Below are 21,774 nucleotides of genomic sequence, written 5' to 3'. Positions count from 1 at the left end.
GAATACGATGACGCGTCTGCGCTCTGATCAGCCTTTCATTCACCCGGATTGCCAAATCTCGGGCAGCAGCTTTGGCGCCTATGTTGAGATCGGCGCGGGGACGCGGGTCGCCAATTCGCGGTTCGGAGACTACTCCTATTGCGACCGAACCTGTGACATAGCCAATGCCGAGATCGGCAAATTCGCCAATATCGCCAGCTTCACCCGGATCGGCGCGACGGACCATCCGATGGAGAAAGCCTCCTTGCATCATTTCCTGTATCGCTCAGCGGATTATTGGGAGGACGCGGAAGACGATGCAGAGTGGTTTGCCCATCGTGCCGGGCGACAAGCGTCGATTGGCCATGACACTTGGATCGGCCACGCGGCGATCATCAAGCCCGAGGTGAAGATCGGGCACGGGGCGGTTGTAGCGTCCGGTGCGATCGTGACCAAGGATGTCGCCCCCTACACGATCGTTGCCGGGGTAACCGCGCAACCGATCCGGCGGCGCTTTTCCGAGCAGGTGTCGGAGAGGCTACTGGCTCTGGCCTGGTGGGATTGGAGCCACGACAGATTGCGCGACGTGCTGCCGGATTTCCGCGCATTGCACATTGAGGCGTTTCTGGAGAAATACGCGTAACCCTCCCGCGTCCGCATGTGCATCGGCTACGCCGATACCCGTTGGCGGTCTTAGGCCCAGCGCCGCGCTTTGCGCGGCGCGACCCCCAACAGGATGAGGCCTTCGACAGGAGGCTGAAGACGGGCGGGAGCACCCCCGGATCAGGTCTCGTGCAGCGTCAGGGTTACGCGCTCACCGGCGAAAACGGTTTTTCCATACTCGACCGGTTGCCCATCTGGGGCCGCATTGATCCCAAGCGAATGCAGGATCGGCGCGCCTTCGTTGAGGTTCAGGTGCAACGCTTGCGTCGCCGTGGCCGCGCGGGCCGTTAGCCGTGTGGATGTCCGTATGAAATCCTCGATACCGCAGAGTTGAAGCGCCTTGGTGACGGATTGGGTTTCGGTCAAGTGGGTGAGGATTTCAGGCAGTCTGAGCGCCGGAAAGACGCTTTGAAACAGCGCGATGGGTTGACCATCCGCCAAAGACAAGCCGTCATAAACATGAACTGGATCGCCGGGCTGCAAAGCCAGTGCTTCGGCTTCGGCCTCATCCGCAGCGCGGGTGGTCAGAGACAGGATGCGCTTGCCCGGTATCTTGCCGCTGGCGGAAATGCTCTTGTGATATCGAACTCGTTTGCCAATCGGATAATCCGTTGGCCGCGCGGTGACAAAGACACCGGCCCCGCGGCGAGGCTGAACCAACCCCTGCTCCGAAAGCTCGGCCAGCGCGCGCCGGACCGTATGGCGATTGACGCCGTGGGTGGCCGCGAGTTGCGCCTCGGTCGGCAGCCGGTCGCCCGTGCCAAAGCGCCCCTCGGCGATATCCGAGGTCAGGCTGAGTGCGATGCTTTTCCAGATCGGTGTTTTGCTCATGTCATCAAAACTTCATGGTCTCATGGATTGCCTGACAGGCGTATGCAGGTTAATATTTGTCTAGTTGTATAGTTCGAGTAGACAACCGCGACAAGGGCTTTCGATGACAGAACAGATGAAAAGCAACGGGATCACGCGTCAGGAGTGGATGGGCCTGCTGGCCCGCGCCCCCGAGGACGCGATGATGCCGCTTTGGGACAGGGTGGCGTATCATCCATCGTTCAAATGGCTGCGCAGGCCCGAGATTGGCGGAGTGATGGTGCGCGGTCGAGCGGGCGCCATTGGCGCGCCGTTCAATCTGGGTGAAATGACGGTCACGCGCTGCTCGTTGGCTTTGGAGGATGGCACTGTAGGGCATGGCTATGTCCAGGGCCGTTCCAAGTCCAAGGCTGAGGCCGCCGCACTGATTGATGCTCTGATGCAGACCGAGGCAGCGGATCGTCTGACCGAACTGGTGATCACTCCGCTCAAGACCCAAATGCAGGATACCCGCAAGGCGCGTGCGGCAAAAGCGGCGGCCACCAAGGTTGAGTTCTTCACGCTGGTCCGAGGAGAGGACTGATGAACGCACAACCGCATTTTTCAGGCGGATTTCAGGACGCCCCGCGTGATGCTGCGCACGCGTTTCGGGCCGCGATGACCGTGATGGCGCGACCCGGAGAAATCAGAACGCTAGTCGGGGCGGAACCTCCGGCACCGCTATCGGTTGCGGCAGGTACTCTGCTGCTGACTCTGTGCGATGCGGATACAGGGGTTTATCTGGCGGGCGCGGCAGATACGCCGGACATGCGTCAATGGCTCGGGTTTCATACAGGTGCTCCAATCGTCGAGGCGTCGAAAGCGGATTTCGCCGTGGGCCGCTGGCCTGAACTGATGCCTTTGAACGACTACAGGATCGGCACGTCCGAATATCCCGACCGCTCGGCCACTTTGATTGTTGAGAGTGATGCACTCGCGCCTAAGGGCGCGGTTCTGAGCGGGCCTGGGATCAAGACCACGGCACGTCTGTCGCTGCCGGATATCGCGGCGCTGCAGGGCAATGCGATGCTCTATCCGTTGGGCTGTGACTTCTTCTTCACCTGCGGGGATCAGGTCGCAGCCTTGCCGCGTAGCACGCAGATTCAGGCCGAGGGGTAACCGATGTATGTAGCCGTCAAAGGTGGTGAAAAGGCCATCAAAAACGCCCATGCCTGGCTGGCTGAGGAGCGTCGGGGCGATACCGACATCACCGATCTGAGTATCGCGCAAATCCGCGAACAGCTGAGCCTTGCCGTCAATCGGGTTATGGCCGAGGGTTCACTGTACGACCCGGACCTCGCGGCGCTGGCGATCAAGCAGGCGCGCGGGGATCTGATCGAGGCGATCTTTCTGATCCGCGCCTATCGCACCACGCTGCCCCGGTTTGGCTATTCCAATCCGGTCAAGACGGGGGATATGGCCTGCGACCGTCGCGTCTCGGCCACGTTCAAGGACGCGCCGGGGGGGCAGGTGCTGGGGCCGACCTTCGACTACACCCACCGCCTACTGGATTTCAAACTTGCCGCCGATGGAGAGGTTGCCCCCGCGCCCGAAGGCGATGCTCGGCAAGAACCGACACCGCACATCACCAGCTTCCTCAAGGGTGAGGGCGTTATTCAGAACGAACCACTCAGCGAGGATTCACCGGGCGACCTGACGCGGGAGCCGATGGAGTTTCCGTCGAACCGCCCTTTGCGTTTGCAGGCCCTGACCCGCGGGGATGAGGGGTTCGTTCTCGGCATGGCCTACTCAACCCAGCGCGGCTACGCCCGTAATCACGCGTTTGTCGGCGAATTGCGGATCGGCAAAGTAGCGGTCGAGATGGACATCCCCGAGCTGGGTTTCGCCATTGAGATCGGCGAGGTCGAGCTGACCGAATGTGAAACTGTCAACCAGTTCCAGGGCTCCAAGACGGAACCGCCTCAGTTCACTCGTGGCTATGGTCTGGTCTTTGGGCAGTCCGAGCGCAAAGCGATCTCGATGGCTCTGGTCGACCGGGCATTGCGGTGGAAAGAGCTGGGCGAAGACTATCTGGGGGCTGCCGCGCAGGATGAGGAATTCGTCCTCAGCCATGCGGACAATATTCAGGCCACCGGGTTCCTCGAACACATCAAGCTGCCGCATTACGTGGATTTCCAATCCGAACTGGAACTCGTGCGCAAGCTGCGCCGCGAGGCGGAAGAACGCATAGCACCCAAGGAGGCTGCAGAATGAAAGCGGTGGTTTTTGATATCGGTGGCGTGCTTGTCGATTGGCAGCCGCATCTGGCCTGGGTCGAGGCGCTGGGGTCGGAAGACGCCGCCCATGCCTTCATCAAAAGGACAGATTTTCTGGTGCGCAATGCAAGGGGCGACAACGGAGAGCGCTTCGCCGATATGGCGCAGGAGCTTTCTGACCCGCGCGATCAGGAACTGTTCGCAGCCTATGTCGGTCTCTACGCCCGCACGGTCGAGACACCGATCCACGGCACTTGGGACGTTCTGGATCGCCTGAAGACACAAGGCACGCCGGTCCACGCCATCACCAACTGGTCAGCGGAAACCTGGCCCGAGGGGCTGAAGGTTCAGCCGCGTCTTGGTGAGGTATTCGGCACGCTTGTCGTGTCGGGGCAGGAAGGGGTGATGAAGCCCGACGCGCGGATTTTCGAGATATTGTGCGAACGTTCCGGCCATGCGCCTGAAGACTGTGTGTTCATCGACGACGGCCTGCACAATGTCAAAGGTGCAAAGGCAGTGGGAATGGACGCCATTCTCTTCACGTCGCCGCAGGCTTTGGACGTCGCGTTGACAGAAAGAGGTTTGCTATGACCGAGTACAACTTCGCCTATCTGGATGAGCAGACCAAACGGATGATCCGCCGGGCCATCCTCAAAGGGTTGGCGGTTCCGGGGTATCAGGTGCCTTTCGCCAGCCGTGAGATGCCGATGCCCTATGGCTGGGGCACTGGCGGTGTTCAGGTCTCGGCAGCAACGCTGACGCCTGACGATACGTTCAAGGTGATTGATCAGGGGGCAGATGACACGACCAACGCAGTGTCGATCCGCAAGTTCTTTGAAAACACGGCCGGTGTTGCGACCACGGAAGAGACCGAGAAGGCCACCGTCATCCAGACCCGCCACCGCATCCCCGAGGCAAAGCTGACCGAGGATCAGATCCTCGTCTATCAGGTCCCGATCCCTGAGCCTTTGCGCTTTCTCGAACCACGCGAGACCGAGACGCGAAAGATGCACAGCCTTGAGGAATACGGGCTAATGCATGTGAAGCTTTATGAAGATATCAGCCAACACGGTGCGATCTCGACCTCATATGCGTATCCGGTCAAAGTGTCGGACCGCTATGTGATGGACCCGTCGCCGATTCCGAAGTTTGACAACCCGAAGCTGGAAATGGACGCGATCCAACTGTTCGGTGCGGGGCGCGAACAGCGGATCTACGCGGTGCCACCCCATACCAAAGTCGTCAGCCTCGATTTTGAGGACTACCCGTTTGAGGCCTCCAAAGCCGATCACCCCTGCGACCTGTGCGGGGCCGAGGACAGCTATCTGGATGAGGTGATCATGGATGATGCCGGCAATCGGATGTTCGTCTGCTCGGACACGGACTATTGCCGGTCGCGGCGTGAGGCGGGCCACCAAGGCCCCATGACCAGAGAGGACGCGGCATGACCCCGCTGTTGCAAGTCAAGGACATCGAAAAGAGCTATGGCGCCCATATTGGATGTACGGATGTCAGTTTTGATCTCTATTCCGGTGAGGTGATGGGGATCGTCGGCGAAAGCGGGTCGGGCAAGTCGACGTTGCTGAATTGCCTGGCGGGTCATCTTGAACCCGATGCGGGGAAGGTAATTTTTGACACCCGCACAGACGGTCCGGTCGATACAGTCACCATGTCCGAGCCTGAGCGGCGGATGCTCAGCCGCACGGACTGGGCCTTTGTTCATCAACACGCCCGCGACGGCTTGCGCATGTCGGTCAGTGCTGGCGGCAATATCGGCGAGCGCCTGATGGCCGTTGGCGATCGTCACTATGGCGACATCCGCGACAAGGCGATCGACTGGTTGGGCCGCGTCGAGATCAACGAGGCTCGGGTCGATGATCGCCCCACCGCGTTCTCGGGCGGGATGCAGCAGCGCCTGCAGATCGCGCGCAATCTGGTGACTGGGCCTCGGCTGGTGTTCATGGATGAACCGACCGGAGGGCTGGACGTTTCGGTTCAGGCGCGGCTTCTGGATCTGTTGCGCGGATTGGTGCGTGAGATGGGGCTGAGCGCAATCATCGTCACCCATGATCTGGCCGTTGTGCGCCTGTTGGCGGACCGCTTGATGGTGATGAAAGACGGGCATGTGGTGGAAACCGGCCTGACCGATCAGGTGCTGGACGACCCGCAACATGCCTACACGCAGCTACTTGTGTCCAGCGTTCTGCAGGTTTGAGTATTTGGGAAAAGATGAAGCGATGATTGAGCTTACAGACGTCAGCAAGAGCTTTACCCTGCACAATCAGGGCAGCGCGGTCATTCCGGTGATGGAGGGTGCCTCGCTAAAGGTGGCCCCCGGTGAATGCGTTGCTCTGACCGGCGCGTCGGGCGCGGGCAAATCCACCTTGATGCGGGTGATTTATGGAAACTACCTCGCGGCCACTGGCACGGTGCTGGTGGGTGGGTTGGACGTTGCCAAAGCCCAACCGCGTGAGATTCTGGCGCTGCGGCGTGAGACACTGGGCTACGTCAGCCAGTTCCTGCGGGTTGTCCCTCGGGTCCCTACACTTGAGGTCGTGGCCGAGCCGCTTTTGGCGCTGGGCTCTGACCGGCAAGCCGCTTTGGACAAGGCGGCGGGATTGCTGAAACGGTTGAACATTCCCGAACGGCTCTGGTCGCTCAGCCCGACCACGTTTTCGGGCGGTGAGCAGCAGCGTGTGAACATCGCACGCGGCTTTGCGCATGACTACCCGGCGATGCTGCTGGACGAGCCGACGGCCAGCCTGGACGCGCTGAACCGGGAAACGGTTCTGTCGCTGATAGAAGAGGCCAAGGCCCGTGGGGCCGCAATTGTCGGGATTTTCCACGACGTCGAGGCGCGGGAGCGTGTGTGCGACCGTTCGGTCAATGTCTCGGAGTTCACGCCCGGACAGGCAGCATGAGCCTTGCACCCGTCATAGCGGTTGTTGGCCCGTCAGGCGTGGGCAAGGACAGCGTCATGGCTGCACTAGAGGCCCGCGCGTCGGGGGTTCAGCGCCTGCGTCGCGTGATCACGCGGCCCGAGGGGGAAGAGGGTGAGGATTTCGACCGGGTCTCGGTCGAAATGTTTGAGCAGATGGTGCTGGATGGTGCCTTCTCGATGCACTGGCAGGCGCATGGGCTGCATTACGGTGTGCCGGTGCAGATCGCGGAACAGCGCACGCAATGTCAGGCTGTTTTGGTCAATTTCTCCCGTGCGGTTCTGCTGCAAGCGCAAGAGGTCTTTGGGGACCTTGTTGTGATCTCCCTGACCGCCGATGCAAAGGTTCTGGAACAACGCCTTGCGGCACGGGGGCGTGAAACCACAGAAGAACAGGCTAGGCGCCTTGGACGCGCCAAAGCGCCGCTGCCCGAAGGGTTGCGCCGTGTGATCGAGATCGACAACTCGGGCGCGCTGGACGATACGGTCAGCGCGATCCTTGCGCGGCTTCAACCGGAAAGGGCGTAGCGATGGATCAGGTGAAAACGTCCATCCTCGGCCTCGCCCATCAGGGCCAGATCCTCGATCCGGAAGGGTGCGGGCAACTTCGGGGCCAGATGCGCGCCCAAAGCCGCTTCGACCTCCGCCAGCACGGGTTTTGCCAGTTTTCCGCTCAGCGTGATGTGGAACCGGAAGGCCTTCAACACGTAAGGGTAGCCCCACTGTACCAGATTGACGTCCTGTTCCGGGGTCAGGTTTGCCGCGCGTCGGCGAGCCAGTTCGGCCTCGGACGCAGGCGCGCGGAACGCGTCAAGCTCTTGCACACAAGCCGCCGCGAGGGTGTTCAGGGCATGGGTCTCTCCGACCGGGCGCAGGGCCAGAAACCGGCCCAGCCGCGCGATCTCAAGCCCGTCCAGCGAGACCGGCGCATGGCGCGCGGCCAGCGTGGCGCAGGCCTCGTAGAGCGCCTCCACCGTCTGCCCATCCCGCAGCCGGAACGGAGGTTTTATCGTCGCGTGCAACCCGTATTTGCGCGGCACGTCGGTGATAGATGCAACGTCGATCCCATGCACAGCGGGATGCGCCACCGGTACCCCGGCTTCCATGTCCCAGCCCAACCAGCTGGTTGCAAATTGCGTCCACTCTGCATCGGCAGGGGGGGCATAGTAGATCGCGTATCGCGTGAATGTCACATTGGCCTCCTATTGCGTGGCCCGTTCAATAGCTCAAACTGTGTGAAGTTCAGATGACAGAAGAAATGATCCTTGCCAATGCCACGCTCGTGTTGCCGGACGAAACCGTTACGGGGCGTGTTCGAGTCGTAGGCGACAGCATTGCGGATATCGACACAGGCGCTTCGGTTCCTGCGGGTGCGGTTGATTGTGAAGGCGACTATATCAGCCCGGGTCTGGTCGAACTGCACACGGACAACCTTGAGCGTCACATTCAGCCACGCCCCAAGGTCGACTGGCCCCACGCCGCCGCGATCCTCGCCCATGATGCCGAGCTGGCAAGCACCGGGATCACCACCGTGTTTGACGCAATGCGGATCGGGTCCATCCCCTCAGGCTCGGCCCGGTATCTGAAATACGCGCGCGGGCTGTCGCAGGAACTCTGGGACTTGCGCGAACAGGACGCGCTGAAGATCAGCCACTTTCTGCATCTCAGAGCCGAGGTGTGTTCCGAAACTCTGGTCGAGGAGTTGGACGAATTCGGCCCCGAGGACCGTGTTGGCCTTGTCTCGATCATGGATCACACACCGGGTCAGCGGCAGTTTCGCGATCTCTCGAAGCTTGAGGCCTATATGAAGGGTAAATACGCCATGGACGATGACACGTTCATGCAACACGTGGCCCATCTGAAAGGGCTGCGTGATCGCAATGGCGAAAAGCATGAGGTCGAGACCGTCAAGGCCGCCAACCGCTTTGGTGCGGTTTTGGCCAGCCACGATGATACGACGGAAGAGCAGGTCCAGGTGTCCGCAGGTCACGGCATTCGTCTGGCTGAGTTCCCGACAACGGTCGAGGCCGCCCAGGCCTGCCACTCGCACGATATCAAGGTCATGATGGGCGCGCCGAACATCATCCGGGGCGGGTCGCATTCGGGCAATGTCGCCGCGCAGGAGCTGGCGGAGCTGGGCCATTTGGACATCATCTCGTCTGATTACGTGCCCTCGGCGCTGCTGCTGTCGGCTGTGCGGCTGGGACAGATGTGGGACGACATTGCCCGTGGGCTGAGGACTGTGACCCAGACCCCGGCACAGGCCGTGGGGCTAGACGACCGAGGCGTGTTGCGCACCGGCGCCCGCGCGGATCTGATCCGGTTCCGCATGCGGGCAGGTGTTCCCGCCCTGAATGCGGTCTGGTCGCGTGGGCGGCGCGTCGCCTGATCAGGCCATGTAGAACAGGTAGCGGTCCGGAGCGATGGTTTCGGGCCCCTCGATCTGATCGAACCCGACCAGCGGCTGGCCCGAGATCAGCAACCCTCCGGGCTGCATCACCTGCGCGATCAGGGGGCTGAGCCGCGCCGCCTCGGCCACGTCATCCGCCTTGATCCCTCGGCCGAAATCATAGTGCGCCATCGCCATCTTGTGCCCTGCGCCGGCAAGCTTTTGCAGCATCGGCTCGGCCTCACCCTGCAGGAAATCCTGTTCTGGTGGAGTGCTGTCGGGATGGCATTGCAGAACGCGATCCATCACCCAGATGCGGCGCTCGGGCAGGATTTCACGCAGATGGTCATAGGTGCGCCCATTGCCGAGCCCCATGTCCAGCACATCGCCCTTCTGATCAGCGATCTTCGCAGCGGCCCAGTTCAGCCCGTCGCGTTGCGCGGTCAGGCGGCGCAGCATGGAATCCAGTCGGCTCATTCGGGGTCTCCGTTTCCGTGTCTGGGGGCGATCCAGAGGGTCGCCGGCCCGTCCAGCAGGTGTTTCAGCAAAGCTTCGGTAAAGGCCCAGATGTCTTGATCATGGACCAGATGATGGGTCAATACGCCGAGCGGCTCGCTGTTGTCGGCGTGCCGTTCCCGGCGGTCACGCAGCAGCGCGGTGGCTTTCTGTATCAGCGCGGCAGGATCCGCCAAACTGCGGCTGCCGCGCCAGTCGATCGGGTCGATATGGGTGTTCACCTGCTCCAACCCCGGCGCGGCCTGTGCCGATGTCCGAGGGGTCGCGGTCGAGAGGATTTCATACCCGAGATCAGGCAGACGCGCTGCAATCTCGGGCGCGATACGATTCCACGGGGGGACGAACATGGGCCGCAAACTATCCGGAAACAGAGACCGCAGGCGCGTCTTACCGGCCTTCGCGTCCTGCAAGATCGTCTCCATGGGACGGTGCACGCGAAATTCGGATTTCTTTTCTTCTGGCGGAGCGTGGTTTTCATGCGCCCAGCCGTGGACAACCGGTATCAGGTTCGGCCGTCGCGCCATGTAAGTCGCCAGTTCGCTCGTTGCGTCACGCGGGATGATCGCCAGGTGAACCGAAATCCCAAGACGTTCAGACAAGGCGGAGAGCTGGTCCAGCTGAGGGGTCGGAGCAATCGCATCGTCGTCCCGCCACCACAGCGGAAAAGACAGCCCTTGGTCGCGCCAAATGGCCAGTTCTTCGTCCAATATGCGCCAATCTGCCATCATCTGCGCGCGTCCCACAGCCTCTGAACGATCTCAACGCTGCGCTGCGCTCCGTCGAAGCCAAAGCCTTGCGTCGAACGGGGTACGTCTGAAATCACCCGCTCCAAGGTCTCGGAAAGGCGGGTCGCGTCAAGGTCTTTGCTGGGAAGAACCTCCATCGCCGAAAGCGCAGACAGGCTTTGCCCGCGCAAGCTTTGTTCCACTTCACTACCGTCATCAAAGGGCACCATCACCGCCGGAGTACCCGATTGCAGCAGGTCCATCGCGGTGTTGTAGCCGCACATGCTCACCGATGCCGCTGCATGAGGGAGCATTTGCCGAAAATCCGGGCGCACGGGTTCGATGACAACGGGTGCGCCTTCGGCCAGTTGGGACAGTTCAGAAATGCGCGCCTTGGCATCACGCCCGCCCACCAACAGGCGCCAGCGCCTCTTGGGCATCTTTCGGACGGCTTCGATGGCCGCGCGAAAGATCGGCTGCCCTACCGATCCTCCGCCCGCGCTGACCAGAATCTCTCCCTCACCAACACCGTCCGGATGGGGCTGCGGCGCAGCCGGTGCGACAAAGCCGGTATAGTGCAAAGACCCGGCCAGCCGCTCCGAGACGGGCCAGCTGACAGTCAGCGGAGTGATACGCGCATCCGCGTGAACCAGAACACCGTCATAATACGCGTCAATAATCTCATCGGCCCTTTCGGCCTTGGAGGGTTTGGAAGGTGGTGCCAGAATATCGCGGATTGAGCTGAGGATGACGGGGGGGTGCGGGAGTGTTCGCGCCGCGGTCAGAGCAGCCTCGAATTCATCTGCCAATACGCGGCGGCCAAAGGGGAAAAGCTCGGTGATCAGCACGTCCGGCTGGAACGCGCGGACGGCCTTAACCAACGCCACGGTCCGCGCGTTGCGATAGGTTTCATCAGCCTCTTTGCCGTCCTCACCCAACAGCCGGGTAAAGTTGGTCCCATCCGAGCGCAGCGGTGGCAGGCCAAACAGCGTCAGGCCCGTGCTGTCGAGTTGCGGCGCAGGCATGCCACCAGACACCACCATTACTTCATGGCCTGCACCCACAAAAGCGCGCCCCAGCGTCAAGGTTCGGCTCAGGTGCCCGGTTCCCAACAGGTGGGTGACGACAAGCATCACTTTCATGTCGTGGCCTCGCGCTTGATCAGGCGGACTGGCTCCGCTTCGGGCGTCATCGCTTCCATGTCGATGACGTAGAGCCTGTTGCGCTTGATTTTGAAAGGGGCGGGGCCTTCAAAATCCCATCCCCAGGCGCGCGCCAGAATGACTCGCATGATGCCGATGTGACACACGGCAAGGGCGTCTTGCCTGAGTTCCGCCAGCCAAGGCGCGAGACGATCTGCAACCTCAGCCGGGCTTTCGCCATTTGGCGGACGGTAGTCCCAACCCCAGTCTTCGATATGCCGGTAGCCGCTGGACGGGTCTGCAATCAGGTCTACACCGCGCAACCCCTCCCAATCGCCCCAGTTCATCTCGATCAGCGCGTCGCTGGTCATCGGGGTGCGGCCCGAGACGATCTGCGCCGTCTCATGCGCGCGCTGCAACGGGCTGGCCCAGATCTGAGCCTGCTCCCAAGAGGCGGGCAGGGCGTATCCGGACAGTTCCGCCCGCGCCTCAGGGTCTAGCGCGATGTCGCTACGTCCCTGAATCTGTCCGGCGCGGTTCCACGGCGTATGACCGTGTCGCAGCAAGGCCAGTCTGGTCATGCGGAAACCTCCAGCATGGGGCGGATGGTCTGCCAGAACCGTCGTGTCGCACCGGGCATCAGGTGGCGCTCGGCGACGTATTTGCGAGCCTCGCCCCCTAAGCGTTGCCGCTCTTCGCCGTTCTGCAACAGGGTCTGAATGCGCTGGGCCAAGCCTTGCGCCCCTTGATCGACACTTGGGTAGTCCGAAGGCGAAAGCACGTCGCGCACCCCGGGGCGGTCTTGTGCGACCACAGGCAGGCCTGCGGCCTGAGCCTCAAGAAAGATCATGCCGTAGGCTTCGTTGACGCCGGGCCAGACCAGAAACCCTGAGTTCTGATAGAGGTGGCCCAGGCTCTCTTGGTCCAGTTGGCCCAGTAACGTGACCTTTTCACCGAACTGGGCCATGAGTGCTTCAACTGCGCCTCGAGCCGGTCCGTCGCCTGCGATCTGCAACTGCCAATCGCCAGTGAGATAAGTCAGAGCTTCGGCCAGCAGCTGATAGGAGGCCAGCTTGTCCCCGTGCCGCATCATGCCGACGGCCAGCATTGGACCTTCGGCAGCGGCCTGAGGGGACAAATCCGTAATCGGTAGGAACGGCGGCAACTCGACCAGAGCCTGAGCGTCAAAGCGATCGCGCTCCAACGTGATCAGGTCATTTGCGGTGTGGTAGAAAATCACCTTGGCCGCATCGCAGGCCTCGTGGGCGGATTGCGCGAACCCGGCCCAAGGCCCCTTCAGGCGGCTGCTGGCCCGCGTGCTTTCCATTTGAACATAAGGAATCCGCCGCGCCGCGCAGACCTGCGGGCCAATCAGATCGGGGGCTTTGTAGTAGTTGTGGTAGGTCACCCAAAGCGACGTGTCTTGCGGCAACGCGGCGATCAGGCGTTGAGTTTCTGCCTTCGCCGCCGCGCGCAAGGCGTGCTGTTTGGCGGTATCTCCGTGCTTGTCGTAGATCCGCAGCTCGGACACGAGGTCGACGTGATCCCCCTCGGCGGCAATGGCGGTGATCAGGTTCCGCGCCATCTCTCGGTCGCCCGAAGGTGTCGGGCTTTGTGGAGACTTCATGGGGGCGTAGAACGCCACGCGAGTCATTAGACCGTTTCCAGGCACAAAGCGTTCAGCCGATCCGAAAGCCGCGAGATACCCGGGTCCATCCGGAACTCGGCCAGCAAACGGTCATAGGCGGCCCTGGCCATTTTGGCAGTGGTTTCGGGATCGTTCGCCAGTGCTAGCATCGCGTTGGCCAGCGCCGTTGGATCGTCATCCGAAAGGATGCCGTGTGTGCCTGAGGAGATGAACTCAGGAATCGCGGACACCGGCGTCGACAGGATCGGCAGGAGTTGCGAGGCAGCCTCCATCAACACATTTGGCAACCCATCGCGGTCACCATCCTCGGCAATGCGGCTGGGCAGGACGAAGAGGTCGGCCGAGCGCATGGCTTCAATCACTTCGGGCTGATCGCAAGCTCCTTTCCAGCTGATCCGGTCTGCGATGCCGGCTGCCATAGCGCGGTCGCGCAGTACGTCCCCCAAAGCGCCGCCGCCGATATGGGTCCAGTGCCAGTCCAGCGTCTTGGGCAGCAAGGCCAAGGCATCAATCAGACGGTCGAAGCCCTTTTTCTCGACCAGGCGTCCGACCGAGATCATATGAAACGGCCCGTTCGCTGCACGCAGTTTCCGATCTGGCGGGCTTGGGAAGCGGGCAAGGTCCAACCCGTGGTAGATCAGGTCAACGCGTGCGGGGTCATCCGCCAGCTCCCGCAAATGGGCGGCCCCTATAGCGGTGCAGGTGGCCCCAAACGCGGCCCCATGGGTCGCCGCTTGCAGTTTCTCGCGCTTTTCCCACTCGGGCGAAGTCCAGATATCCTTCGCGTGAGCTGAAAAACTCCATGGTACACCGCGCATGATGGCGGCATAGCGCGCCACGGATGAGGGCGTGTGCATGAAATGGGCATAGAGCGCCTGCGTGGCGTCCGGTAGCTCAGCCGCCAAAACGCAGGCCTGTCCAAAGCGGCGAATGCGATTGTGGGTTGGGTCGCGGCGCAGGTCATGCCGCCACACGCGGTAGGCCTCGGCATAGCCCGGCAGGCGTTGGGCGATGGCTCGTGCGGCCCAGACGCGCTGTGGTTCCTGATAGAGGTATTCCGGCAGATAGCGCACCTGTCCTTTGAACCGATCATGCAGGGGGTGGCGCTTGGTGTCGGTCGGGTGGCGCAGGGACCAGATGTCAAACTGATGCCCGGCCTCCTGCAAGGCGACCAGTTCCTGAGCAATAAACGTCTCGGACAGGCGCGGCCATCCTTTGACCAGCACCGCGAGTTTCGGGTTTTGGGATGTCATCCGGTCGCTCGTTCCTGTTCCCGGTGCAGCAGCGCATCGACGCGGCCCGTCACATAGTCCAGCCCGTCCAGCAAGCCGTCGCTGATCGCCTCCGAGGGCAAGGGCTGGCGCGGCAATTCGCGGATGGCGCGGATCATCGCGTCGGTGGTCAAACCGTCGCGCTGTTCGTCCAGCATCCGGACAAGGCCAAGGTTTTCAGCGCGCGAGGCGCGTATCCATTGTTCCAACCGAGGTGTTGTGCGCGGCACGATGACGGCGCGTTTGTCGAAGGACAGGACCTCGCAGAACGTGTTGTAGCCGCCCATGCAGACAACGCCCGCCGCCCCGGCAAAAAGCGTTTCGATCTGGGATTCGAACCCGACAGCCGTCACGCGCCCGTTCAGCGCGGCCACGCGGGTTTCAAACTCATCACGCGACTCACCGGACAGGAAGGGTCCATAGACCAGCACCGCGCGAGGCGACAGGGTCGGATCCTGTTCGTAGGCCGAGAGGACCAGATTGACCATCGCTTTGCCGTCGCCGCCGCCACCGGGCGTGATCAGGATATAGGGTTGTTCCGGGGGCTCTCCGACCGGGCCGAGGTCGCGGCGCAGATAGCCGGTCCAGTGCAGGCGTGACCGGGCCGAGGCACTGAGCGGCAGGCCCTCGGTCGGGTCGTAGATCGAATGCAACCCATAGACCCAGATCTCATGATAGAACCGCTCGGTCGCAGCGATCGCGTCCTTGCGATCCCATTCGGCGGCCAGAACCTCAGGCTCGTCCAGAACATCGCGCAGGCCCAGAACCAGCTTGGTGTCACAGGACTGTTCGAGGAATTCCAGCGTAGGAAGCAGCTCCCCGCGAAAACCGGTGGGCTCCTTGTCGACGATCAGGACGTCAGGATCGAATTGCTGAACGGCTGTCTTGATCAGGCTCGAGCGCAGCTCGGTCACCTCATCAATGCCCATGCCAATCGTGCGGGCCGCGTAAGATCCGTCCGAGCGTTTGGTTACCCCCGGCAGGCGCACATGGTCGACGCGGCGGGGAAAGGTGAAACGCCCGGCCACAGGCGATCCGGTCAGGATCAGGGCGGATGCGCTTGGGTCGGCTTCGGTCATCGCCGCCGCCAGCGCACGCGAACGGCGCAAGTGGCCTAACCCAAAGGTATCGTGGCTGTAAAATAGCAGGCGCGGCGCGCGGTCCGGATTGTCTTGTTTTTTGCCTAGGCTCATTGGGTCGCCCGTCTTATTGGTCTGGGTACTACATCCGCGCGTATGCAAGCGTTACCGTATATCCTTATGCTGCGCTTGCCAAAGGGGAAATCGCCCGCTTGCAAATGTGCCAAACATGGCGATTTGGCAACAGGATATTGAGGATATGGGTTCAATTTGCACCAGTCTTTGCCGTTTCGTTCAAAGCGCGAAAACAGGCGGGCGGGAGGATTTGAACACGCACAACAGGTTCTGTACGGTGTGCGCCAGTGAAGAAATTGGATGCAACACCCTATGAAACCGAACTTTCTGGCCGCGACGCTTTTTGCATTTTGGGCTTTGTTGTTGGCGTTTCCAGCCAGTGTGGCAGCGCAGACCGCGCTGATACCGGGCTATGGCTCGGGTTCCGCAACGGAAGAGACTGCAACCAACGAAAGTGATCTCGCCGACGCGATCCGCACCGCCACCGAGGCAGGTGCCAGCGTCATCGTCATCGATAGTTCGGGCAATCTGGTCTCCACCGCGGGTGAGCAGCCCGAAGCGGAACCGGCTGAGGCTGACCCCATGGCCGAGGCCTCGCAACTGATGCGGACGCAGGCGCGTTTCACCAAGTTCCGTGAATCGGTCCAGTCACGCCTTGAGGCTCTGCCCTATTCGGTGTTCGAAGTGGAGTATATCCTGCGTCAGACCAGCCCAGATGGCCGTATCCAGACCTATGTCGAGGTTCTGGGCTGGAACATCCTCTTCCTGCTGCTAGGGCGATGGCTTTCAACCGAGATCTACGGCAAACGGATCGCCAAACGCTGGGTCGTGGCACGGATCAAGGAAAACCCGCAGGGCTATCGCGAGAAGATGCCGTTTCTCGTGTACCGCTTCGTGATGGGGATCGGCGGCACGATTTTTGCCATGTTGATGGCATTGATCGTGGGCTATCTGTTCTTTGGCGAGGCCGAAGATATCTCGATCCAGTTTACCGTGACCGCGATCTTCACGGCCTTTTTCCTGTCCCGCACGATCTCGGACCTGTGGCGAATGGTGCTGTCACCTTACCTGAGCCAGTATCGCTTGCCGCCCTTTTCCGACCGCCACGCCAAGCGGCTGTATATCTGGGCATCGGCGGTGGCGACCTATGATGTATCGGTCGTTCTGTTTTCGACTTGGGTGGCGGATTTTGGTCTGAACTACAACGTCTACGCCTTGGTCTACGGGTGCTTGACCCTGTTCGGGGCCTTCTTGAATATTCTGATGATCCTGTTCAATGCCGGGGCCATTTCAAACGCGATCCGGGGCGGGCGGGCACCGTCTCAAGTCTCGTGGATTCTGCGCTTCATCTCATTTGCTTGGGCTCCGGTGCTGATCCTGTACATCGTGTTCAGCTGGTCGAAGCTGGCCGTGGATCTGGTGCTTGAGAATGAAAACTCGGTCCCGATTGTGGCCAGCAGCTATGCGATCTTCATGTCGGTTGTCGTGGCCTACGGCGCGATGAACTACCTGCTGGAGCGCTATTTCGATCGCAACCGCAAGATCGAACAGATCAACGCCGAGACAGAGATTGACGCAGAGGCACCCTCGCCCGAGGCGGTACAACGCAAGCACGCCATTCTGACATATGAGGACCTGGCCCGCCGAGTGGCTGGCATTCTGGCCTTTGTTGTAGGCAGCTATGCGCTGGTGGTGATATGGAACCCGGATGCCAGCTGGAGCGAGGATCTGCCAATCGGGCGCGCGCTGGACGTTATGGTGATCCTGTTCATTGGATACATCCTGTTCAATTTCTTCCGCATCTGGATCGACAGCAAAATCGCCGAGGAGTCCGATGATGGCTCCGAGGCCGAGTTGGGCGATGAAGGCGGCGAAGGCGGTCAGAGCCGCTTGGCCACCTTGTTGCCCTTGTTCCGGGGGGCGATCCTGGCGGTCGTTGTCGTAACGATTGTGTTGATCGTTTTGATGGAGCTTGGCATTAACGTCAGCCCTCTGTTCGCTGGTGCTGGTGTGGTGGGTCTGGCCGTCGGCTTCGGATCGCAGACCTTGGTGCGCGACATCTTCTCGGGCGCCTTCTTCCTGTTGGATGATGCCTTCCGCAAAGGGGAATATATCGACATTGGAGATGTAAAAGGGACGGTCGAGAAAATCTCGGTCCGCTCGTTCCAGCTGCGCCACCATCTGGGTGCGCTGAACACTATTCCCTTTGGGGAGATCAAAGTTCTGACCAACTATTCGCGTGATTGGGTGATCATGAAGCTGCCTCTGCGCGTGACCTATGACACGGATGTTGAGAAGGTGCGGAAACTGATCAAGAAACTGGGTCAGGAGTTGCTGAGCGATCCGGTGATTGGCGACAACTTCATCCAGCCCTTGAAGTCGCAGGGCGTGATCGAGATGCAGGATTCGGCGATGATCATCCGGGTCAAGTTCATGACCAAACCAGGCGATCAATGGCTGGTGCGCAAAAAGGTGTATCAGGACATCCGAGAGCTATTTGCTCGCGAAGGTATCAAATTCGCACATCGTGAGGTGACCGTTCGTCTTGCCGATGGCAAAGAGGCCGAAGATCTGACCCCGAAACAGCGCGAGGCAGTGACTGGCGCGGTACAAGCGGCGATTGATGAGGACTATCTGGACGATATCGGACCGGGCGGCGACGACCGCTAAGACGGTCCTCCCGCCCCTTTGGGCTGCGTCTCCGGCGAGACGCCTTCCAAAGCGTTGGGCCGCGCGTGCCGCGCGGCGGTTGACGCATCAGGGCCAGGTTGGCTCAGATGTGCCCAGTTGTGGGGCGGGCAGGTCCCACCTCATCACCGTCTGACCAATGGTCAGTGCGGGTTTTAGCCGGTGGCCAGGGCCCCAACCGGACTGTTCGGTTTCTTCGCAATAGTCGGATTGGTTGGCCGTGATCGCACCTTGCCCTGTGTCGGTCTTGCCAAGAATGGCTAGCAACTCGGCGCTGCGCGCCAAAGACAGATGGGCGTGCATGATTGAATTTCCCGAGGCTGCCTCGGCCAGTGCAGAAAGAACTGCGGCTGCCATCAGGTATCCGGTCGCATGGTCCAGAGCCTGAACTGGCAGCGGGGTGGGTTTGTCAGCGTTGGCCCATTCCATCCCCGCATGGGCAATGCCTGCGCTCATCTGAACGAGACTGTCGAACCCTCTGCGTGTGGCCCAAGGGCCCTGCCAGCCATAGGCGTCCAGAGTGACCTCGACCCGGTTGGGGGCCAGTTCGTCACGCTTTGCTTTACTAAGCCCCAGAGCCTCAAGCGCGCCGGGGCGGTACCCGTGGATGAATACATCTGCTTGTGACAACAGGTCTTGCAGGTGGGTCAGGCCCTCGGTCGACTTCAAGTCCAGATAGGCGCAGCCTTTGCCCAGTGAGATGTCGGGGATAACGCCCGGCTCATCCCAGCCCGGAGGGTCGATGCGCAGCACATCCGCGCCGAATCCGGCCAGTGTGCGGGTTGAGACGGGACCCGCCAGAACGCGGGTCAAGTCTAGGACGCGTAGGCCGGCAAGCGGGCGTTCGGCTGTTGCAGCCGGGCGGTCTCGCAGAATGATCCGACGTGGATTCTGCCAACTGATCAAAGGGTCGCGGCTGACGGCGCGGCCTTGGGGATGGTCCAACCACTCGGCGCGGCTGCGCATGGCGGCTGCGACGCCGCCCTGGGCTACAACAGCGCTCTCGAGGTCGGCGATAGTCCAACTGCGCAGGGCCTGTGAGACCACGTCGCGGTCGGCTTGTGTGCCTAGAACTTTCAGGGCGGCAGCCCGGTGGTGGGGCAGGTTGGTGTGCAACCTGATCCAGCCGTCAGACGCGCGGTAGTCGCCTGCGATGGCGTCCCACAGGCTGGGCATCTGCCAGCCATCGGGCTTGAACGAATAGCGATACCAGAGCGAAGCGAGGCGGTGATCCACCGTGATCTCTGGCGAGGTTGGTGACAGGTTTGCGGCGGCCATGTATCTGGCCAGCTCCTGACCGACCGCTGCGAAGCTGGCGGTTGCGAGCTCGGAGACGGCAAAGGCGCTGGGCAGGGTTCCCTCGCCGGTGGTGCGATAGATGTCAGCCGCCGGAAGAGAGGACAGCAGGCTCATTGCTGATAGGGGTCCAGACTGTCGCGCAACCCGTCGCCAAGGAAGTTGAAGGCCAGAACGACGACGATGATGGGCAGCATCGGAATGGCCGTCCACGGGTAGATCTCGATCGAGGCGAGGTTCTGCGCGTCATTCAGCATCACGCCCCAACTGACCGCAGGCGCACGCAGCCCGAGGCCGAGGAAGGAAAGCGCGGTTTCACCCAAGATCATCGCCGGGATAGACAGGGTGGCCGACGCGATCAAGTGGGACATGAAGTTCGGGAGCAAGTGCTTGCGGATCACACGGCCCGAGCTCGCACCCATCATCTCGGCCGCGCGGACGTATTCTTCTTCCCTCAAGGATAGGAATTTGGCGCGGACGGACCTGGCGAGGCCTGGCCAGTCGAGAATGCCGAGGATGATCGAGATGATGAAGAAGACCGCGACGGGGCTCCAGTTCGAGGGTACGGCGGCGGACAAGGCGAGCCAGAGCGGCAGTTCGGGTAGGGATCGCAGGACTTCGATCACCCGGTTGATGGTCCAGTCGATGCGCCCTCCGAAATACCCGGCCATCGAGCCGAAGAGGATACCAAGGAAGAACGACACTGAAATGCCGATCAGACCCACGGTCAGCGATAGCTGCGCGCCATAGAGGATGCGGCTGAAGATATCGCGGCCCAGCCGGTCCGAGCCCCATAGGAACAGCGTCGCGTCATCAGGGGCACAGAACAAGTGGGTGTCAGACGGGATGAACCCGGCCAAGCGATACTCGGACCCTTCACAGAAAAACTTGATTGGACGAGGATCATCTGTGTCTGGAATGAACTTCCACTGGAAGGTCTCAAGATCTGCCTCTGCGGTGATGGGGTAGACATAGGGCCCGATGAACTCGCCCTCGTGGAACCAGTTGATCGACTGGGGCGGGGCGTAGAGGTGTTCTCCGTTCCGGTCATTGGGGCCGTAGGGGGCGATGAAGCCTGCAAAGGGCAGCATCAGGTAGCACAGCAGCAGAAAGACGCCCGAGATCAGGCCCAGCTTGTGCGTGCGGAATTTGCGCCACACCAGCACCCAGTTCGGGGCGTCCAGATCGGCGCGCTCGAGTTGTTGGACCGAAGCCTGCGGGTCGAACGGCGCGTCATCTACATAGCGATCATCAGGGCGTTGGGTCATGCGTCTCGCCCCTCATACCGAATGCGCGGATCGAGCATGACCAGCAGGATGTCCGAGATCATGGTGCCGATCAGGGTCAGCAGGGCCACGAACATCAGGATGAACGCTGACAGAAACTGGTCCTGCGTTTTCAGTGCCGTCAGCAGGGTCGGGCCAATGGTTTGCAGGCCCAACACGACCGATACCAGAACCGAGCCGGACACCATCGAGGGCAACAGGTTGCCGATGTCGGCGACAAACGGGTTGAAGGCCACGCGCAACGGATACTTGGTCAGCATCCGCGATGGGGCCATGCCCTTGGCAACGGCTGTCTCAACATAGGGCTTGCCCAGCTCGTCCAGCATGTTCGCGCGCAGGCGCTGCATCATAGCCGACGCGCCCGAGGTGCCGATTACGAAGGTCGGCACGATCAGGTGGACAAGGATGGATTTCAGCTTGTCCCAACTCATCGGTTCGCCTTCGAATTTGGGATCCATCAAGCCGCCGATGGGCAGGTTGAAATACTGATGACCGTAGTAGAACAGGATCAGCGCCAGCAAAAAATTCGGCGTGGCCAGACCCAGATAACCCACGAAGGCCGAGGTATAGTCGATCCAAGTTCGCGACCGCGCAGCGGCGATCACGCCCAAGGGTAGGGCGACGGCGTAAACGAACAGGATCGCGGCCAGATTGACCACAACCGTCAGCCAAAGCGTATCACCCACGATATCCGAGACGGGACGGTCGAATTCAAAAGACCAGCCGTAATTGCCTTGCAGTAAGCCTTCGAACCCGTGGGGGCCGGGCCAGAAGCCCATCCAAATCAGGTATTGCTCCCACATGGGGCGATCCAAGGCGTACTCGGCTCGCAGAAACTCGGCCTTGGCGACACCGGCGGACTGGCCGGAGGCCTGAAGCTCGGCGATCTGATTGCTCAGATAGTCGCCGGGCGGCAGGTTGATGATGACAAATATCAGAACCGAGACCACCAACAGTGTCAGCAGCATCGTGAAGAAGCGATAGACCGCATAGCGCAGCATGATCATTTAGCTG

The 21,774-nt window shown here is 61.2% G+C and carries 23 protein-coding genes; 11 read left to right on the top strand and 12 right to left on the bottom strand.

Annotated features, from left to right (window positions below):
* The first annotated feature begins 7 nt into the window (after positions 1-7).
* Entirely contained in the window at positions 8-622 is a 615-nt protein-coding gene (locus ACP15L_RS09585; protein WP_170676738.1) for a chloramphenicol acetyltransferase, read from the top strand.
* A gap of 140 nt (positions 623-762) precedes the next feature.
* On the opposite strand, the gene phnF is transcribed toward ACP15L_RS09585, so the two are convergent.
* Positions 763-1,473, bottom strand: coding sequence for a phosphonate metabolism transcriptional regulator PhnF (gene phnF, locus ACP15L_RS09580; RefSeq protein WP_170676740.1), 711 nt, complete (start codon positions 1,471-1,473; stop codon positions 763-765).
* 103 nt (positions 1,474-1,576) lie between these two features.
* Between phnF and phnG the strand changes: the two genes are divergently transcribed.
* Genes phnG through phnN form a run of 8 tightly spaced genes read left to right on the top strand, consistent with a single transcriptional unit; the run spans position 1,577 to position 7,173 of the window.
* Positions 1,577-2,035, top strand: coding sequence for a phosphonate C-P lyase system protein PhnG (gene phnG, locus ACP15L_RS09575; RefSeq protein ID WP_425083982.1), 459 nt, complete (start codon positions 1,577-1,579; stop codon positions 2,033-2,035).
* Positions 2,035-2,610 (top strand): phosphonate C-P lyase system protein PhnH, encoded by a 576-nt coding sequence (gene phnH / locus ACP15L_RS09570; RefSeq protein WP_425083981.1) that lies wholly within the window; start codon positions 2,035-2,037, stop codon positions 2,608-2,610. Before phnG ends, phnH begins: the two co-directional genes overlap by 1 nt.
* Before the next feature lie 3 nt (positions 2,611-2,613).
* Entirely contained in the window at positions 2,614-3,705 is a 1,092-nt protein-coding gene (locus tag ACP15L_RS09565; RefSeq protein WP_425083980.1) for a carbon-phosphorus lyase complex subunit PhnI, read from the top strand.
* Entirely contained in the window at positions 3,702-4,298 is a 597-nt protein-coding gene (locus ACP15L_RS09560; RefSeq protein WP_425083979.1) for an HAD family hydrolase, read from the top strand. Before ACP15L_RS09565 ends, ACP15L_RS09560 begins: the two co-directional genes overlap by 4 nt.
* Positions 4,295-5,155: an alpha-D-ribose 1-methylphosphonate 5-phosphate C-P-lyase PhnJ gene (locus ACP15L_RS09555; RefSeq protein ID WP_170640654.1), complete on the top strand. Its 861-nt coding sequence runs from the start codon at positions 4,295-4,297 to the stop codon at positions 5,153-5,155. The genes ACP15L_RS09560 and ACP15L_RS09555 overlap by 4 nt, the downstream gene beginning before the upstream one ends.
* A complete protein-coding gene (phnK, locus tag ACP15L_RS09550) occupies positions 5,152-5,922 on the top strand; it encodes a phosphonate C-P lyase system protein PhnK (protein ID WP_425083978.1) in 771 nt (256 codons plus the stop codon). Before ACP15L_RS09555 ends, phnK begins: the two co-directional genes overlap by 4 nt.
* A gap of 22 nt (positions 5,923-5,944) precedes the next feature.
* Positions 5,945-6,628 carry a phosphonate C-P lyase system protein PhnL gene (phnL, locus tag ACP15L_RS09545; protein ID WP_425083977.1) on the top strand — a complete coding sequence of 228 codons (684 nt, stop codon included), beginning with the start codon at positions 5,945-5,947 and terminating at the stop codon, positions 6,626-6,628.
* Positions 6,625-7,173, top strand: a complete 549-nt coding sequence (phnN, locus tag ACP15L_RS09540; RefSeq protein ID WP_425083976.1) for a phosphonate metabolism protein/1,5-bisphosphokinase (PRPP-forming) PhnN — start codon at positions 6,625-6,627, stop codon at positions 7,171-7,173. Before phnL ends, phnN begins: the two co-directional genes overlap by 4 nt.
* Here phnN and ACP15L_RS09535 read toward each other — a convergent pair.
* Positions 7,155-7,838 carry a DUF1045 domain-containing protein gene (locus ACP15L_RS09535; RefSeq protein ID WP_425083975.1) on the bottom strand — a complete coding sequence of 228 codons (684 nt, stop codon included), beginning with the start codon at positions 7,836-7,838 and terminating at the stop codon, positions 7,155-7,157. The two genes, phnN and ACP15L_RS09535, sit on opposite strands and share 19 nt — an antisense overlap.
* 53 nt (positions 7,839-7,891) lie before the next feature.
* On the opposite strand from ACP15L_RS09535, the gene ACP15L_RS09530 reads away from it, so the two are divergent.
* The gene (locus tag ACP15L_RS09530) at positions 7,892-9,034 is read left to right on the top strand and encodes an alpha-D-ribose 1-methylphosphonate 5-triphosphate diphosphatase (RefSeq protein ID WP_425083974.1); all 1,143 of its coding nucleotides are present in this window, start codon (positions 7,892-7,894) and stop codon (positions 9,032-9,034) included.
* Here ACP15L_RS09530 and ACP15L_RS09525 read toward each other — a convergent pair whose 3' ends face one another.
* From ACP15L_RS09525 to ACP15L_RS09495, 7 genes are read right to left on the bottom strand one after another with little or no spacing between them, the layout of a single operon-like run.
* Positions 9,035-9,511: a class I SAM-dependent methyltransferase gene (locus ACP15L_RS09525; RefSeq protein ID WP_425083973.1), complete on the bottom strand. Its 477-nt coding sequence runs from the start codon at positions 9,509-9,511 to the stop codon at positions 9,035-9,037.
* A complete protein-coding gene (locus ACP15L_RS09520; RefSeq protein ID WP_425083972.1) occupies positions 9,508-10,278 on the bottom strand; it encodes a polysaccharide deacetylase family protein in 771 nt (256 codons plus the stop codon). Before ACP15L_RS09520 ends, ACP15L_RS09525 begins: the two co-directional genes overlap by 4 nt.
* Positions 10,275-11,417, bottom strand: coding sequence for a glycosyltransferase family protein (locus ACP15L_RS09515; RefSeq protein WP_425083971.1), 1,143 nt, complete (start codon positions 11,415-11,417; stop codon positions 10,275-10,277). The genes ACP15L_RS09520 and ACP15L_RS09515 overlap by 4 nt, the downstream gene beginning before the upstream one ends.
* Positions 11,414-11,998 carry a histidine phosphatase family protein gene (locus tag ACP15L_RS09510; RefSeq protein WP_425083970.1) on the bottom strand — a complete coding sequence of 195 codons (585 nt, stop codon included), beginning with the start codon at positions 11,996-11,998 and terminating at the stop codon, positions 11,414-11,416. Before ACP15L_RS09510 ends, ACP15L_RS09515 begins: the two co-directional genes overlap by 4 nt.
* Entirely contained in the window at positions 11,995-13,071 is a 1,077-nt protein-coding gene (locus ACP15L_RS09505) for a glycosyltransferase family 4 protein (RefSeq protein ID WP_425083969.1), read from the bottom strand. Before ACP15L_RS09505 ends, ACP15L_RS09510 begins: the two co-directional genes overlap by 4 nt.
* On the bottom strand, positions 13,071-14,318 hold the full coding sequence (locus ACP15L_RS09500) for a glycosyltransferase family 4 protein (RefSeq protein ID WP_425083968.1): 1,248 nt from the start codon (positions 14,316-14,318) through the stop codon (positions 13,071-13,073). Before ACP15L_RS09500 ends, ACP15L_RS09505 begins: the two co-directional genes overlap by 1 nt.
* Positions 14,315-15,529: a glycosyltransferase family protein gene (locus ACP15L_RS09495; protein ID WP_425083967.1), complete on the bottom strand. Its 1,215-nt coding sequence runs from the start codon at positions 15,527-15,529 to the stop codon at positions 14,315-14,317. The genes ACP15L_RS09500 and ACP15L_RS09495 overlap by 4 nt, the downstream gene beginning before the upstream one ends.
* Positions 15,530-15,802: 273 nt before the next feature.
* Here ACP15L_RS09495 and ACP15L_RS09490 point away from each other — a divergent pair, with 273 nt between their 5' ends.
* On the top strand, positions 15,803-18,160 hold the full coding sequence (locus ACP15L_RS09490) for a mechanosensitive ion channel domain-containing protein (protein WP_425083966.1): 2,358 nt from the start codon (positions 15,803-15,805) through the stop codon (positions 18,158-18,160).
* An 87-nt stretch (positions 18,161-18,247) separates the two neighbouring features.
* Here ACP15L_RS09490 and ACP15L_RS09485 read toward each other — a convergent pair whose 3' ends face one another.
* From ACP15L_RS09485 to ACP15L_RS09475, 3 genes are read right to left on the bottom strand one after another with little or no spacing between them, the layout of a single operon-like run.
* The gene (locus ACP15L_RS09485; RefSeq protein WP_425083965.1) at positions 18,248-19,591 is read right to left on the bottom strand and encodes a CoA transferase; all 1,344 of its coding nucleotides are present in this window, start codon (positions 19,589-19,591) and stop codon (positions 18,248-18,250) included.
* Positions 19,588-20,742: an ABC transporter permease gene (locus tag ACP15L_RS09480; RefSeq protein ID WP_425083964.1), complete on the bottom strand. Its 1,155-nt coding sequence runs from the start codon at positions 20,740-20,742 to the stop codon at positions 19,588-19,590. Before ACP15L_RS09480 ends, ACP15L_RS09485 begins: the two co-directional genes overlap by 4 nt.
* The gene (locus tag ACP15L_RS09475; RefSeq protein ID WP_170377562.1) at positions 20,739-21,767 is read right to left on the bottom strand and encodes an ABC transporter permease; all 1,029 of its coding nucleotides are present in this window, start codon (positions 21,765-21,767) and stop codon (positions 20,739-20,741) included. The genes ACP15L_RS09480 and ACP15L_RS09475 overlap by 4 nt, the downstream gene beginning before the upstream one ends.
* Positions 21,768-21,774 lie beyond the last annotated feature (7 nt).

The sequence above is a fragment of the Ruegeria profundi genome (assembly GCF_049800715.1).
Lineage (GTDB): Bacteria > Pseudomonadota > Alphaproteobacteria > Rhodobacterales > Rhodobacteraceae > Ruegeria > Ruegeria profundi_A.
The sequence above is the reverse complement of the archived record's forward strand: the minus strand, read 5'-3'. Positions and strand labels throughout refer to the sequence as shown.